9 protein-coding genes and 4 pseudogenes are annotated in these 14,325 nt (G+C 40.9%); 6 read left to right on the top strand and 7 right to left on the bottom strand.

Annotated features, from left to right (window positions below):
- Positions 1–610 precede the first annotated feature (610 nt).
- Positions 611–1,714, top strand: coding sequence for an ISAs1 family transposase (locus tag AC3RV5_RS14705; protein ID WP_489728374.1), 1,104 nt, complete (start codon positions 611–613; stop codon positions 1,712–1,714).
- A gap of 653 nt (positions 1,715–2,367) precedes the next feature.
- Here the strand turns inward: AC3RV5_RS14705 and AC3RV5_RS14710 are convergent.
- From AC3RV5_RS14710 to AC3RV5_RS14725, 4 genes are all read right to left on the bottom strand, one after another.
- On the bottom strand, positions 2,368–2,577 hold the full coding sequence (locus AC3RV5_RS14710; protein WP_489728375.1) for a twin-arginine translocation signal domain-containing protein: 210 nt from the start codon (positions 2,575–2,577) through the stop codon (positions 2,368–2,370).
- A 12-nt stretch (positions 2,578–2,589) separates the two neighbouring features.
- The gene (locus AC3RV5_RS14715) at positions 2,590–3,423 is read right to left on the bottom strand and encodes a phosphosulfolactate synthase (RefSeq protein ID WP_489728376.1); all 834 of its coding nucleotides are present in this window, start codon (positions 3,421–3,423) and stop codon (positions 2,590–2,592) included.
- A gap of 231 nt (positions 3,424–3,654) precedes the next feature.
- Positions 3,655–5,184 carry a sulfatase family protein gene (locus AC3RV5_RS14720; RefSeq protein WP_489728377.1) on the bottom strand — a complete coding sequence of 510 codons (1,530 nt, stop codon included), beginning with the start codon at positions 5,182–5,184 and terminating at the stop codon, positions 3,655–3,657.
- Between the two features lie 204 nt (positions 5,185–5,388).
- On the bottom strand, positions 5,389–7,605 hold the full coding sequence (locus AC3RV5_RS14725) for a TonB-dependent receptor (RefSeq protein ID WP_489728378.1): 2,217 nt from the start codon (positions 7,603–7,605) through the stop codon (positions 5,389–5,391).
- A gap of 237 nt (positions 7,606–7,842) precedes the next feature.
- On the opposite strand from AC3RV5_RS14725, the pseudogene AC3RV5_RS14730 reads away from it, so the two are divergent.
- From AC3RV5_RS14730 to tnpC, 3 genes and pseudogenes are all read left to right on the top strand, one after another.
- Positions 7,843–8,670 (top strand): annotated as a pseudogene (locus AC3RV5_RS14730) (IS1595 family transposase); the annotation flags it as partial.
- A gap of 81 nt (positions 8,671–8,751) precedes the next feature.
- Positions 8,752–9,114, top strand: coding sequence for an IS66 family insertion sequence element accessory protein TnpB (tnpB, locus tag AC3RV5_RS14735; protein WP_489728379.1), 363 nt, complete (start codon positions 8,752–8,754; stop codon positions 9,112–9,114).
- Positions 9,115–9,209: 95 nt separating this feature from the next.
- Positions 9,210–10,523: pseudogene (gene tnpC / locus AC3RV5_RS14740) on the top strand (IS66 family transposase); the annotation flags it as partial.
- An 84-nt stretch (positions 10,524–10,607) separates the two neighbouring features.
- Here the strand turns inward: tnpC and AC3RV5_RS14745 are convergent.
- Genes AC3RV5_RS14745 through AC3RV5_RS14755 form a run of 3 tightly spaced genes read right to left on the bottom strand, consistent with a single transcriptional unit; the run spans position 10,608 to position 13,800 of the window.
- The gene (locus AC3RV5_RS14745; RefSeq protein WP_489728380.1) at positions 10,608–11,624 is read right to left on the bottom strand and encodes a site-specific integrase; all 1,017 of its coding nucleotides are present in this window, start codon (positions 11,622–11,624) and stop codon (positions 10,608–10,610) included.
- Positions 11,621–12,556 (bottom strand): tyrosine-type recombinase/integrase, encoded by a 936-nt coding sequence (locus tag AC3RV5_RS14750; protein ID WP_489728381.1) that lies wholly within the window; start codon positions 12,554–12,556, stop codon positions 11,621–11,623. Before AC3RV5_RS14750 ends, AC3RV5_RS14745 begins: the two co-directional genes overlap by 4 nt.
- On the bottom strand, positions 12,553–13,800 hold the full coding sequence (locus tag AC3RV5_RS14755; RefSeq protein WP_489728382.1) for a tyrosine-type recombinase/integrase: 1,248 nt from the start codon (positions 13,798–13,800) through the stop codon (positions 12,553–12,555). The genes AC3RV5_RS14750 and AC3RV5_RS14755 overlap by 4 nt, the downstream gene beginning before the upstream one ends.
- A gap of 140 nt (positions 13,801–13,940) precedes the next feature.
- On the opposite strand from AC3RV5_RS14755, the pseudogene AC3RV5_RS14760 reads away from it, so the two are divergent.
- Positions 13,941–14,135: pseudogene (locus AC3RV5_RS14760) on the top strand (transposase domain-containing protein); the annotation flags it as partial.
- A gap of 24 nt (positions 14,136–14,159) precedes the next feature.
- A pseudogene (locus AC3RV5_RS14765) lies at positions 14,160–14,285 on the top strand (IS1595 family transposase); the annotation flags it as partial.
- Positions 14,286–14,325 lie beyond the last annotated feature (40 nt).

Here is a 14,325-nt window from a genome sequence, read left to right on the forward strand (position 1 = left end):
GCTAATTATATTCGCTCATAAAACAGATTAAATTGTGCAACAGTTTGTTGTACATTGCATATTTTCATTTTGGAACATATGGCACCAACAAGTCATAGGCCGATCGGCAAGTTTGAGCGATTTAGAGACATTGACCAACTTGCAAAATATGCAAATTGCTAATTATGAAAAGCCTACTGAATAATTAAAGGTGGTTCGTTCCGAAATGGAACAACCAACTTATTTGGTCAACAACTATTGACCAATTAATATTGCAACAGCCTGTTGCAATATTAATTGCTGTATCGAATTCAACTTTGGCTTATACATTATTTAAACTGGTCGAATTCGACTAGTTTAAGCAACCAATATGCATATTTTGCATATTGGTCAACAGCTTGTTGACTAAGTTTAATTCTAATACAAACTTGAGATCACAATTTGTGATCCCAAGTTTCGCTTATGGCATTTTTCGGCTAGCGAGTAGTTGTAACCATCGTCAGACCTCAGGGCGGGATCAAACTTTAGGTTATAATTAGTCATCTATCGATCACCTATTGATATAAACAGTCTGGAACTTTTTGCTTGAGGGTCGATCAGATCGTCAACTTTCCCCAATCGGTATTATCATATGGAACTCATCGACTGCTTAAAAGACGTTCAAGAGACACGCTCGCATATTAATCAAACATATCCGTTACTGGAAATCATGTTCCTAGTGGTGGCGGCTTTAGCCTGTGGCCAGAAAGGGTGGTCAGATATACAAGATTTCGGTGACGGCAATCTTGACTGGTTACGCCGCTATTTGCCTTATGAGAATGGCATACCCACCCGGCATAACATCGCCAAGATAGTCCGTGCTGTCGTGCCGGATAGCTTTGTCGGTGCCTTAGTCAAGTGGGCGAATGTGCGGCGCACCCGCCATGGCAAGCCATTAATTGCATTAGATGGGAAAGATATTCGGGGTGTCGAGCGCAGTGGTAAAGCCTCGCCCCTGAGTATTGTCTCAGCCTTTGATGTGCAGCAAGGCTTAGTGCTCTATCATAGTGCCACACAAGGCAAAGGTCAGGAAATTCAAGCGGTGTGTGATCTGCTTGATGCACTGGATATCCAGGATTGCATTGTGACGATGGATGCACTGCACTGCCAAAGTGACACACTGAGCTTGATCAAAAAACGCGGCGGCGATGCACTCGTACAAGTCAAAAAAAACCAGGACGCCTTATTCAATCAGATAGATGGGGCATTTCAGGCATACTGGCAACAATCTCAAACCCAGGACCACATCGCAGAGGCAAGTGAGAATAAAGGTCATGGCCGGGAAGAGTCTCGTTGTGTATATAGCCTGCCTGCTACTCTTGGCGAGGCACTCAAGATAAAGTGGTCAATGTTAGAAAGCGTTATCGCGGTCGTTAGAACCCGCAAGATAGCGAATAAAGTCAGTCACGAAACCGCTTATTTTGCTTGCACCACCCACCTCCCCTTAGCCCTGGCAGCGGATGCCACACGTCGTCACTGGGACACTGAAAATCGTCAGCACTGGGTGCTAGACGTTGTATTCAGAGAAGATGCTCAAACCATTTACACACGCAAGGCCGCGCAGAATATGGCGACAGTAAGGCGTTTCGTATTGAATTTACTCAGGCGAGACAATGGGAAACAGAGCATGCCACGCAAGATGAACAAGGCGGCATGGGACGAGAACTATCGTCATGATGTATTGTTTACAAATTAGTTACAAAGTTCGCTCGCGCCCTGATCTAGCCCATAGAAGTTGATAAGTCTGAAAGTCCTAATAAACACGCCATAAACCTCCTCAATAGCAACTATCTATTCTAAATTATAAATCGCTTGTTTAGTTTCTACTTGTGCAGTTAAGCAAATTTAACCACTCGCTTTTTGTAAATAACCATTGACACCATTCCTATGAGAAGATCGTGCCATTGATGCGCCTAATCAGGTAGTCCCATCCATAAAGAAAACTGTGTTTTATTAGACGATAACGTCTTTATAAATTTACTTTGTGGTAATTTCATAATTCTAATATCCTAAACGAAATGACAAAAAAATTGTACCTAACGGGCTATAATCAGTATTAACAGTATCATCCGCTTTACGGCAACTGTGAGTACTTTGCTTAAATTATAATCAACTAAGTACATATAAAATTAGAGCCTTAAGTCTAAGGCGCTTTCGCCCTCATAATGAGATAGATAGCTAAATCGAAAACGCCCCTCCAAACGACTTGGAAACATACAAAACGCTGGTCAGTTTCACTCAACCAGAACAATACGAGGTAGAAATGATCTGTTCGAAGACCGAGTTACTTAACTACTACAGTTTCGTCTGTCCAAATTAACTAACTATTGATTCTGGCCTGCTAATTACTTATATCCACCAGGTACCCGAAAACTCATTAATTTGGGGTTGATCCTCTTGTGTTCCCAATGTTTCTTGCACTTGAGCCGCCTCTACCACTCTGGCCGACGCAGTAACAGCCACTGCACCCATCGCACAAGCACCTAGAGATTTTTTCAAAAAACTACGACGAGCAGTTTTACTATTACTTGTGTCTTTAACTTCTATTATATCTTTCATTGTTTAATCCTCTTAAAAACCAGCACGTTTATAAGCGCCATCAGGGTGATCTGTTGATCCGCCCATACCTAATCGAGTGACTTCATACAAATAAAGTTCGTTGTATTCAATATTAGCCATATTAACATCAGTACCAAGGGTAGCGATGAGTTTAGATGCAACTTTTAACTTAGCCCAATGACTTGAATGTGGAATGATGACAACAGGTAATTCAAACACTAATTTTTCTAAACCAAACTCTTTCGCTAGACGGCTAATGAGTTCGTCACGAGCGCGATCACCATCAAAAAGTTCTGCTGCTTCCAAGTAAACAAGATCACAACCAGCGTCTAAACAAAGGGCGGTATCTCGCATAATTATTTTATCAGTCAGTCGGCCTTCTTTACGTCCTACCTCACCATAAACTGTTAGCCCATAATTTTCGATAGCCATTCTAATGGCCTTTTTCTTGTTTTCTGGGGTGATTTTTAACAGATTATCAGATATTTCAATCGCTTTAAAACCTGCTCTTTTACACTCGGCTAAATAAGCTTCAAAATTATTTTGTTTGAGAGTAAGTTCGGCAAACAAACCACCCGGAGATACACTGATGCCTGCTTCATGATACATATCAATTTTAGCTTTCAGTACATCTTTAGGCATTACGGCAGTGATAGACGCCGCTATTTTTGCTTTATCGATATAGTAACCGGCACTTTTTATTATATCACGCTGTTCTTCAACACCTAAACCCCAGTCAATCATCATGTTGATCCCTTTCTTACGTGGTTTTGCTTCACGTCTTGGAAAATCAATCATTTGAAACATAGTGTCTATTTTTTTAGCATTTTTAAATTCTGATGACATTGTTATTCCTCTCTATATGTTAACTTTACTTTTATTTTCAATAACATCTACAAACGTAGACGATCCCGTTAATATCAATATACAGTTATTTTTTGTAATATTTATCATTCAGTCGATAGACCATTTTTTCAGATTAAAGCATTGTCGTTAGCGCTATAATTTAAAATTACATGTTAAATTATTCATCTTGTACGAAGTGTTGGTCATATAAGTAACCTGAATTCGGGTTACTTAATAATCTAAACCGTTAGCTTGCCCTATCAAACTAGTTAACTCCGTTTTAAGTTCCTGTAATAAATGTTTATGTTTAGGATCTTTAATTATGTTGTTCATTTCATAAGGGTCATTTTTCAGGTCATAAAGTTCATCTACATTATGTCGTTGTATCCAATGAATATATTTGTAATTGTTTTTACGAATGACTTTATAACTGGTGTCTATCATCCAAGGCATTGGTTTTTCGTAGCCAACATATTCAATCATAAAAGAATCTCGCCATTGAGCATTCTCATCTTGTAAAATAGGAATTATCGACTCACCTTGTATATGCTCTCCTTTCTTAATTCCTGCCATTTCTAACATCGTTGGTGCAATATCAATTGAAAGAACAAATTTATCTGAACGCGTACCCGATTTGATTAATTTAGGGTAACGTACAATAAATGGAACCCGAACACCTTCCTCATAAGGCATTCTACGTTCAATGGATAATCCACCTTGCTCTCCGTAGAAATAACCATTGTCTGAGGTGAATAAGATCATGGTATTATCAAGCATTCCACGTTCTTCTAAATTTTTAATAATTTTACCAACGCCATCATCTACAGCTAAAATCATTTCTGAACGATCACGTATTGTTTGCTCTGAAGTGCCTATATCAATACGTGAACCCCATTGGTCATCATTTTTGTATTTTTCTTTCTCTTTTAAAATATCAGCTAATACCGGCTTAGCTGCCAATTGCTTTTCTGATAGCTTAGTATTTTTACGACGAGGAAAAACTTTATCTTTATAGCGACCAATATGACGAGAAGCTGCAACATATTTTGTAGGATATGAGAAGTCAATTGAAGAATCATTAAGTTGTTTGACTTCAGGATGAACTGATTTATGGGCTAGATATAAAAAAAACGGTGTTTTTCTTTCTTTATTTAGAAAGCCAATCGCCTTATCTGTGAGTATATCACTCATGTATCCTTCAATTGTAGCCATCTTTCCATTTTCATACAGTTCAGGGTTTACAGAGCGCCCTTGACCAGCATAACTTACCCAATAATTATATCCAGGCCTTGGGGTTGGATCATTACCCATATGCCATTTTCCTACATGAGCAGTGTCATAGCCTGCTTCCTGTAAATTTTTAGCAAATAAATCTAATCGATGACTTGATTGATCTCGAGCAATATTATCCAATATACCGTGTGTTGAAACATACTGCCCAGTTAATATGCTAGCTCGGTTTGGCGAACATAATGGTGTAGTAGCATATGAATTGGTAAATAAAGCTCCTTCATTGGCTAGACGATCTATATTTGGCGTTTCTAAAAATGAATGCCCCGCTGCTCCTAATTCATCCCAACGTAGATCATCAACAACAATAACAATTAAATTAGGACGTTCTTGATTTGTTTCAATGGCTTGAGAAGTAGTACTATAAACACTTAAAGCGATCACAAAAAACAGATGTAAATTAGTTTGATTTTTAACTAATTTTATTTTTCGTTTTAATGTGAAAAAATGTTCTCTAATAAATTTAATCATTTTTACTTTCCTTTATTCCCCATCACTCATTCCTCATCGCTAAAATAGTACAAACAAAAGATAATATTAGGACATAAATAAGAAATGGTTATCAAAATAGGCAATACATAGCTAGTTTCAGCTATGTATTGCTATAGCGTATTCAAAATATTTTTATCAACATTTATAACGTACTTGTATAATAAATAGGTACGTTATGTGTTACTAAAAATTGTATTCGAACTTAACTCCGTACTCTGCACCCCTAGTTGGTGCACCGTTAGTACTTGGTCCTGCTTTAGTAGCAAACTGAAAGTATTCTTCATCGGTGATGTTAGTACCGTATATGCTAGTACTCCACTCTCCATGTGATGGAGTATAATTGATGTTAAATCCAAGTAGGTTATATTCATCAATGATGACTTTATTACTAAATACCAGCGTAGAAAATGTTTCATCTTGATAAGAATAATCAACTCTAAATGTTAATTCAGCATCATCTAACCAAACATAGTAAGTTCCGCCAATGTTATACTTAAGGTCTGGCGTTTGAGCTAATTTACTACCAACATCTATACGTGAAGATTCATCAGCACTGGTAATTTTTGAGTCCATCAAACCAAAATTTGAATCAAGTATAAAATTTTCAGTTACTTGGAATGTGATCTCCCCTTCAATACCTTGTACTTGAGCTTCGGCAGCATTACCAATAGCTCTTGCGGTTGTATTTCCTAGGGCAAAACTAAACTGCATGTCTTGCATTTCTTGGAAATAATAGGTCATGTTAAGACGAAGTCTATTGTCCATCCACTCACTACGCATACCTAACTCATATACGTCTAACGTTTCTTCGTCAAAGTTGGTAATACCATAATTAACACTGGCGTCATTAAATCTTGGACGGTCATTAATACCGCCTGAACGATAACCATGTGCATAAGAGGCAAAGAAGAACACATCATCGCTAGATTGATATTCAAGTGCTAATTTACCTGAAACTGCTCCCCAGCTATCTTCATTACTAAAAATAGTATTACCTGTTATTGGTGCTGAAGCAGGTAATAAACTTAGGTCAGGTTGTATTTCATTATAAAGGATTGATCCATCACCTTGTACACGGCCCTCTCTATAAGAAGCCTCCTTATCGTCTTTGGTATAACGAAGACCAGCAGTAATACCAAATTTATCTGTTAGTGCATAACCGACTTGGCCAAATACACCTAAACTATTGAGATCATGCGCAATAGTTTGCCTAACACTACTACCTGACACACGATAGTCGTCAGACTCTTCCACGTAGTAAAACAAACCTGTCATCCAATTTAGTTCATCTTCAGCGCCTGATAATTGCAATTCCATTGAATATGTATCTGTATGACGGTCTAAATCTTTTTGATCAAAAAATCCTGCAGCAAGCCCATCAAAATCAACATTTGCTTGAGTGTCTACGGTTGAATAAGTAGAAACCCATTTAAGATCAGTATTATTAGTTAGTGCATAATTGACTGTTACACCTACAGCTGGATTCTCTGATTCAAAGAAACCATCAAGTGCAGACAAACTCTTATTCCAATCACCTGACACGAGAGAAACTACTTTACGTGTGTCGGGATCAATGGTTAACGCCTGACTTACTCCGCCAGTACTGTCTGTTTTACTGTAGAGTACTTGAGCGAGTATTTCTAAATCGCTGGTTGGCTCTGATTTAATATAAGCTCTAAATAAATTAGTACCTTTTTCGCCTAGCTCTTGCCCTAACGAGTTTTCGACAAAGCCATCTTGATTAAGTGTTGATGCTAACAAAGAAATAGCGGTATTATTACCTGCTTCAAAGTTAGTTGTTGCAGTAACGTTTCTTTTATTATCAGTACCTAAGTCAACTTTTATTTTTGAAAAAGTTTCACCTAACTCTGGTTTTTTAGTTGTATAACGGATAGCACCCGCGGTTGCGTTTCGACCAAATAGTGTACCTTGTGGGCCACGGAGAACTTCAATGTTTTCAACGTCAACAACACCTAATAAAGCACCATCACTACGGCCATAGTAGAAATCATCAATATATAGGGCAACGGCAGATTCTTGGTTAACCGCATTTCGATTTGCCCCTAAACCACGTATAAAGAATGCAGCACTATTCGAACCTAAACCACCACCTGCACCAATATTAACACTTGGAACTTGTGCACTTAAGTTTGTAATGTCACCTATGTTTCGTGTTTCAAGTGAATCAGCACCAAAAGACACAACAGAAACTGGTGTTTCTTGTAAGTTTTCTGTTCGTTTTCGAGCGGTAACTTCAATTACTTCTAACCCTACAACTTTTTCTTTTTTTGTTTTTTCAGTGTTAGCCAGTGGTTCAGTCGATTGAGCAAAAGCATTTCCAGTGCCAAGAGCAATAGCTATTGCGAGCGTTACCTTACAAAGTTGACATGTTTTTATCATTAGATTTTCCCGTTATATTTTATTTTGATTTAAATCAAATATATTTGTTATGAAAATAATTATTTAGATTTTGACGCTATAAGCATAGAATACTATCAGTTGACATGTCAACTGTATAAACATAGAGCACTATTAGTTGACATGTCAACTAATAGTGCTCTAAAAAATTACCTGATTACCCACAATGAACAGCCACTGCTATACTGTACATAAGATCAGCTTTATGTGGTGAGAAAAATGGCTAAAAACAAAATACAATTTCAAAAAGGTTACAGCTTACCTGAGCTGTTTGAGCATTACGGAACAGATGAGCAATGTGCTGCGGCACTGTTTGCATGGAAATGGCCAGATGGTTTTGTTTGTCCAGAATGTAGTTCAACGAGCTATTGTAGCTTGAAGTCTCGTGAACTCTATCAGTGTAACAAATGCCATCATCAAACATCATTAACGAGCCGAACCATATTTGCTGGCACCAAGCTCCCGTTAAGACTATGGTTTTTGGCGATACACCTAATTGGACAGTCAAAAACGGGATTGTCAGCACTTGCATTAAGGCGCCAGCTCGGTGTTTCTTACAATACCGCTTGGAAACTAAAGCATAAAATCATGCAGGTAATGAAAGAGCGTGATGATGCAGAGCCGTTATCTGGTTTTATCCAACTCGATGATGTGTATTGGGGTGGTGAAAGTCATGGTGGCAAGCGAGGAAGAGGCTCCGCTAACAAAACGCCCTTTGTCGCTGCTGTTTCCCTCAACGAAGAAGGTCTTCCCATCAAAATGAATATGAACGTGGTAAAGGGGTTCAAACTGGGTGAAATAAAACGCTGGGCAACAACCCACTTACAAGCTGGAAGTACAATTGTCTCAGATGGGTTAGCCTGCTTTAGAGCAGTAAAGGAAGCAAATTGTGAACATCAGCGTGTAGTAACAGGAGGAGGTCCTGATTGTGTTGATATTGAAGAGTTTCGATGGGTCAACACCATGATCGGAAATGTCAAAACGTCGATGCATGGTGCTTATCACGCCATTAACCCCAAACACCTACCACGCTATCTTGCAGAGTTTGTAAGCGTCTAGCCAACCCCACCTATTCATTATTATCAGCTAAGTTAGCATGACATCTTTTGTTATCTGCAGGCCTAAAAGATGTTTCCAGTTTCTAATAAACGTAATGTCACACTGGTGTGTGGCCCAACTGATATGCGTAAAGCCATTGATGGCCTGAGCAATATTGTGGCTTATGAATTACTACAGGAGCCTTGTTCGGAACAATTATTTGTCTTTTGTGGCAGAAGGCGTGACCGATTAAAAATATTGCAATGGGTCAATAATGGATTTTGGTTGCATTACAAACGATTGGAAAAAGGCACATTTCACTGGCCGGGTATCGACGATAAGCAATTGGGGTTAACCATTTCTGCCCGTCAACTTAATTGGTTGCTCGAAGGATTACCTTTACAGCAAGATCACGCTCATCCTCATTTACGCTACCGTTACCACGATTGTTGAGCGTTATAACTACAGATCATAAGCAGCATTTAACGATCACGATTTAGTCTAAGTAAAGTCAGTTAAATCAGCCTGTTATCCGGTAAAATACAAGCATGAACAAAGTCGAATTACCTAATGATGTTGAGCAACTAAAGCAGATTATTTTGCGCCAGCAAAGTCGTCTTAACTATTTGGAAGAGCAATTCCGTTTAGCTCAACAGAAGCGCTTTGGCGCCAGCAGTGAAGGCCATCCGGGCCAGGGCGAGTTGTTTAACGAGGCGGAAACCGAGCTTGAAACACCCGAGCCTAAGCAGGCCGCACCCGAAGAAGAACCGACTAAATCCCCCCGTAAGCAACCCAAACGTAAACCTTTGCCTAAAGACTTGCCCCGTGAAGTCGTGGTACACGATATTCCTGAAGAAGATAAAGTCTGTGCTTGCTGCAACGGTGCGTTGCATAAGATTGGTGAAGACAAGAGCGAGAAGCTGGAATTCATCCCGGCTCAGGTTAAAGTGATTGAACATATTCGCCCTAAGTATGCATGCAGAGCCTGCGAAAAAAACGGCACCGAGAACACGATAAAACAAGCCCCGGTGCCAGCCAGTATTATCCCAAAAGGTTATGCCACCCCAAGCTTGTTAAGCCAGATTATTACCAGCAAATACCAATATGGTTTACCCCTGTATCGACAGGAATCGATGTTCAACCAATACGGCATTGACCTGAGTCGCAAGACCATGGCCCAGTGGATGATAAAGTCCCAGCTGGCATTGCAAATACTGTACGAGCGACTGCGGGAAATCCTGTTGCAACAATCGGTTATCCAGGCAGACGAGACCACCTTAAAGGTTATCGGTGAAGAAAAAACCACCTGCTATATGTGGCTATATTGCTGTGGCAAAGACTCGCCCAACGACAGCCCCATCCCTAATATCGTGCTGTACGACTATCAAAATAGCCGCAGAGGCCAGTGTGCGGCTGACTTCCTTGAGGATTACTCAGGCTATTTGCAGGTGGATGGTTATCAGGGCTATGCCAAAACTCTGGCCATCTTGGTCGCCTGTACGGCTCATGCCCGCAGAAAATTCGTTGAGGCAGAAACCGCACAACCTAAGGGTAAAACCGGCAAAGCGAATTGGGCACTGAATCATATTCAAAAGCTGTATCGCATAGAAACAAAAATAAAAGACGAAACACCAGAAGAAAAGTACCGTATACGTCAGGCAGAGGCCTTACCCTTACTCACCCAATTCAAAGACTGGCTGGATAAGTCTGCCCTGCACGTGCCGCCTAAAACCGCGCTGGGTAAAGCTATATCCTACAGCCTGAATCAATGGCCAAAACTCATTCGTTACATTGAGGACGGCAACTTGAACATCGACAATAACCGAGCAGAGCGCGCCATTAACCCCTTCGTAATTGGTCGAAATTATGTGTAGTTCCCCGTTATGTTAAGTTCGAGCGCAAAGCGCTACCAGCCGTAGACTTTGCACTCTAGCTACTTCACATAATCAGAGACTTTCTAAAAACGATAACACATCATCTGACACCACGTATGGCCTCTGCTTCTGGGCAGTCTCAATTGCTGGTAATTTAGCAAGCGCTTCCCTCTTCATCTCTATATCAGCTTCCATATATTGATGTGTCGTTTCAAGCTTCGCATGACCAAGCCATAGGGCTATAACGGTTAAGTCAACGCCAGAATGAAGTAGATGCATCGCGGTTGTGTGGCGTATTGAATGAGGCGATATTCTTCTTCCCCTTAATGAAACGCATGATTTGCTTGCCGCAGTGACGGCGCGGTTTAAGCGCTGGCTGATCCCAAACCGAGTTAATGGATCTCCATGACGATTTGAGAATAGAGGGGCAGTAGGTAATATTGGTGTGTCAATTAGCCATTTCCTAAGTTCAGCTACCGTTCGCTGCCACAATGGTACAACACGCTCTTTGCGACCCTTACCGTAAAGATGAATTGCATGCTGCCTTTGTAAATCAACATCTTTAACTTGTAGCGTAACCATTTCTGACACCCGGGCACCGGTATTGTAGAGCGTTAGCAGTAGGGCGTGATCGCGGCGTCCAAACCAAGTATTGACATCTATCGTGTTGAGAACGGCATCAATTTCAACTTTAGTAAGATATTCAAATGCAAACCTATCCATCCGCTTTTCAGGAATAGCCAGTATCGGCTGGATACCCGCTAATAACTCAGGAGCCTGTGCACCTGCATATCTTAAAAATGAACGAATAGCGGTCAGTCGAGCATTTCGAGTTTGCACTTTGTTTTTACGCTTATCTTCTAGGTATTGAAGGAAGGATATGACCACAGCCGCGTTTATATCAGCAATGCTTAACGCCGTTACACATTTGTTATGTTGCAGCGCCACGTAAGGCAAGAATACCCTGAAGGTATCGCGATAAGCATTAATAGTGTGTTTGCTCAACCTGCGCTGATTAATTAAGAATGAGTAAAAGTATTGCTTTAATAACCTTGCTAAGTCTGTTGGTGGGATTGGTTTAACTTTCACGATACACCTCCAGAACGTCCACGCGCGGCAAACCTGTTGGCGGCTTGAACCATTAATGCTGGGATCGCCGTCAGGTACCAATACGTGTCACTTACTTTTTTATGTCCAAGGTAACAAGCCAATTGAGCAACTCGACTATCAATGTTCTCGTTTTCCTCATACCACTGGATGACCCTTCTACAGACAAATGTGTGACGTAGATCGTAGAGTCTAGGACTGCGTCCATTGAGGCCCTTCATCAATCCAGCAGCTTCACGTATTAATTGAAATGCATAATCGGCAGAGCGAATGTTAAGAGCTTGGGCGTCGTCGAACTCGAAGAATGCGCCGGTCTGGCTAAATGGATTGTGTTTACTGCGTATCCGATCATAAGATTTGAGTGCGATAACCGTACTGGGCGCGACGGGTATTATGCGCTTTTTCCATCCCTTACTGTTTTGAATGCTTAATGTGCCATCATTGAAGCAAACATCTTGGCATTGCAGCCTTACTGCTTCACCTGGCCTTAAGCCCGACGATATCATTAACCCAATCAAGGTCTTTATGGTGATGGGACGTAAGCCGTCGTGAGGGTATAGACTGGCTGCCGCTGACATTAAGCGCAGTATATCGGCGCCACTAAAAATGTATGGCGGCAAACGCCGGTGAGTGGGTCCAACGTAACGTGCAGGTAGAACGATATTGCCGTGACCTTGCTTGCTTAAATAGCGAGAAAATGGTCGCAATATGCCAAACCGGCGCGCAATCGCAATATGTGATTTTGACGGAGCAAGATTTGCCCAACACAATGCTAATGTGGTAGTTAGCTCTGTTTCGCCGTGTTGCTCGGCAAACCGAGCAAAGCTCAATAAGCATTGCCCCTCGCTCACTAATGAATACCCAAGTTGACGCTGTTTAGCCAGATAAGTTTCTACCAGATTAACCCAGTTCATGATTGGCTCCCTTGCGGCCAAGGCATTGCTACCGAGCGAAGTGTTACTTGATCGACATAAGTATATCGTATGGTGGTATTGATCGACTGATGGCCTAACATATCGGCAATTATTTTTATTGGCGTATCGTTCGCAAGTAAGCGTGTCGCTATGGTATGCCTAAGTCGATGTACTTGGCTTTGCGCCAAGGAAAACCCTGCTTTACAGAAGGCTCTTCGCACTACGCCGCGCACAGTTGACGGCTTTATTGGGTTACCTAACGGAGCACTGTGATATACGAATAACTGTCTTGTGTTAGTCACAGGCCTACCGTTCTTTAGATAATCTATCAATGCTTCCATTAATGAGTCAGGTATTGGTAATTTATGATGTCGCCGTGTCTTAGCCAAGTTGATTTCTATGGTTTTATTACGCCAATTAATGTCGTCCATCGTTATATAGGCGACTTCACATGTTCGAATGCCTAAATCGGATAAACATCGCGTGATTGCATAATCTCGTTTACCACCTGAAGTGTCGCGATCAATACAGCTCAATAGTTTATGTAATTCGTCATTAGTCATTGATTTATTATTAGGGAGTGTATGCAGTAGTTTTGGCATTGGTACACGCAGCGCTTCATTGAAATTATAATAGCCTTGCGCCGATAAAAAACGAAGAAAGGCGTTTACTGAAGTGGCGCTACGCGCCGTTGTAACTAAAGCTACTTGTGACGCTCGAAGACATATAAAGGCGGTTAAATGTGTAATATCGATAGAATCTAGCGTGCGTGATTTATCATTATCAATCCACGCTAAGAAGCCATAAGCCTCGTTGCGACGAATTAAGCGAGTAGCCGGCGCTAATCCTGCAACCTCTTTGAGGTATGTATCAAATGCCAATACTAGCTCATCGTTCCTCGTTAGCGCAGGCGGAGCCGTATTAGGTTGCACGACCTCGCGCAGCCAATGCGTCAATGCAGCAGCACATGTCTTTTTACTTCTGACGAGTAAGCTTGAGCAGCAACAATCAGGTAAGTGTGTATTAAGGAAGCTCGACTTATCGTCAATAGTGGCCTTGGTACAGCATCGAGATTGCTTATAAAGCCATTGGGAAAAATGTATTACAACGTTAGTATATGACTGTATTGTTCTATCTGTATAACCATTGTCTTCTAGGTAATGAATGAACACATCCATACTTGAAACAGGAGTATGAACTGCGGCTGATAACAGCATTGTTGATTTACTATATGCTTGTAACATGGGTGTCGCCTTTTCAGTAGAGGGACCACCATTATGTGCAGTACGTTTGATTCATATTCACAGGATAAGCTTGGTGTAGAGTAGAACTTAACATAACGGGGAACTACACATAATTTCGATTATGTTGAGCTCAACATAATCGAAAAAACTGGCTGTTCTCAAACACGGTTAACGGCGCAAACGCCAGTGCCACACTTTACTCCCTTATTGAAACAGCCAAGGCCAATGGCTTGGTGCCATTCGATTACCTCAACTATCTGCTAAATGAAATCCCAAACCTGCAACCAGGTGACACTATCGACCATCTGTTGCCATGGGAATTTACTAAACGCTAGGTGTCGTTTGGCAGACGCTCACCAGAGTTTTGTTATCGATTCAACCGGCGTTTTGAATTGGAGCAGTTACTACCCAGATTTATGTTCGTGGCTCTAAGAACACCACCTATGCCATATCGGCTTCTAATAATGGCTGAGGTTCATGGGTAATGAGGAAAAATTATTAAATGTGATATTAATCACAATAAGC

It is taken from the genome of Paraglaciecola sp. IT1134 (genome assembly GCF_058068185.1).

Excerpts from the sequence above, each read along its gene's own strand:
- AC3RV5_RS14705 (WP_489728374.1), top strand. The coding sequence starts at position 611 with ATGGAACTCATCGACTGCTTAAAAGACGTTCAAGAGACACGCTCGCAT.
- AC3RV5_RS14710 (WP_489728375.1), bottom strand. The coding sequence starts at position 2,577 with ATGAAAGATATAATAGAAGTTAAAGACACAAGTAATAGTAAAACTGCT.
- AC3RV5_RS14715 (WP_489728376.1), bottom strand. The coding sequence starts at position 3,423 with ATGTCATCAGAATTTAAAAATGCTAAAAAAATAGACACTATGTTTCAA.
- AC3RV5_RS14720 (WP_489728377.1), bottom strand. The coding sequence starts at position 5,184 with ATGATTAAATTTATTAGAGAACATTTTTTCACATTAAAACGAAAAATA.
- AC3RV5_RS14725 (WP_489728378.1), bottom strand. The coding sequence starts at position 7,605 with ATGATAAAAACATGTCAACTTTGTAAGGTAACGCTCGCAATAGCTATT.
- tnpB (WP_489728379.1), top strand. The coding sequence starts at position 8,752 with ATGTTTCCAGTTTCTAATAAACGTAATGTCACACTGGTGTGTGGCCCA.
- AC3RV5_RS14750 (WP_489728381.1), bottom strand. The coding sequence starts at position 12,556 with ATGAACTGGGTTAATCTGGTAGAAACTTATCTGGCTAAACAGCGTCAA.
- AC3RV5_RS14755 (WP_489728382.1), bottom strand. The coding sequence starts at position 13,800 with ATGTTACAAGCATATAGTAAATCAACAATGCTGTTATCAGCCGCAGTT.